General features: G+C 60.6%; 1 protein-coding gene. It reads right to left on the reverse strand.

The window, feature by feature from the left end; genetic code table 11:
• Nucleotides 1-73: 73 nt before the first annotated feature.
• The gene (locus tag ACXJ7R_RS32745) at nt 74-1,180 is read right to left on the reverse strand and encodes a peptidase C39 family protein (RefSeq protein WP_457155415.1); all 1,107 of its coding nucleotides are present in this window, start codon (nt 1,178-1,180) and stop codon (nt 74-76) included.
• Nucleotides 1,181-1,391 lie beyond the last annotated feature (211 nt).

Genomic DNA, 1,391 nt, shown 5'->3' on the forward strand with positions numbered 1-1,391 from the left:
CGGTTGGTGATGATCTTGTGCGGTGTCGCCACCTGGTCGAGATCGCTCTGCCGGCCGGTAAGGATGACCCAGGTCATTGTCTGTCGCGCTTTCCCAGAGTGATGGCGGCACGCAGTCCGTCGCGGCCGAACTGCGCCATGTTCATGAAGATGCCGTACGGCACGGGAATGTTGGCGGCATCAAGGATGGTCTCCTGTCTTTCGTCCTCGACCCATGGATCGTGGATCAGGATATGGTCGCCGTCATCGCCGATCGCCAGCACCCAGTGCGGCACCTTCTTGCCGAACATAAGGAAACCGCTGATCAGCACCAGCACCAGTTTTCCCTCCGCGATCGCGGCGCGAATGTCGTCGATGGTGAATGGACGGTAATTCACCGGGATGCCGTAAAGTTCCGCGCGGCGGCGAAAGTCGACCTGGGCCAGTTCCATCACCCGGCGCTTGTCCTCGCTGCGCACCGACTGCAGGAACAGCGCGCCGTAGAACGAAACATAGATCTCCGCCGCGAGCCCGCTTTCGTAGCCCGAGACAGCGAGGCCGAACGGTTCGCAGCCACCGGGTCCCGACATCATGAAGACAGTCGTCGCCTCGCGCCACAGTCGGATTTCCATGACCGGATCCGGCACGAAGCCGCGATCGAAATTGGCCATCGCCATCATCAGGCAGCATGGGCCGCAAGTGAATTCGCAGGTCTGCTGGTAGAACGGCACCTTGGTGGCGATCGGAATGTCACCGCGCAAGGTCTTTTCATAGCGAAGCGCTGTCTCGCCGTCCTCGTAGTAGCCGGATTCGCGGCCGATCTTGCGATAGCCGGCCTGCTCATAGATGCGGATGGCCCGGCTGTTGTCTTCGCGCACCTCGAGACGCAGCATCATACGGCCGTGCTCGAAGGCGGCCTCTTCCGCTGATCCGAGCAGCATGCGGCCAACACCCAGTCCCCCGAAGAAGGGACCGGTGGCGATCGAGTAGAGACGTGCCACGCCGCTGCCCTTGCGAAACAGCACGATCGCATAGCCGGCCACGCGGCCATCGATTTCAGCGACCAGCGTCTCGGCGGTTTCGCGCTCGATGAACAGGCGGAAGGAGCGGCGGGAAATAYGGTCGCTTTGGAAAACAGCTTTCTCGATGGCGGCGAGATCATCGACGTCAGACGCGCGGGCCGTGCGGATCTCGGCAGGCATGCGGGTTGAGAAAACCTCGATTGGTGGTGGGAAATGCCCTACTGGAAAACGTTCAAGGCATCAGCCGAAATACTGATGACCACAAAGCGCTATCGCACCTCGAATAGGGCCGAATTGTGACAGATTCGGCGGCAACCTGGCGATGCAAAACGCTTTGAACAGGATCACTATTTATGGACTGGCGTCGCCATCAAGGCGGCGCCTTTTCAAC

Source organism: Mesorhizobium sp. P5_C1 (genome assembly GCF_054049815.1).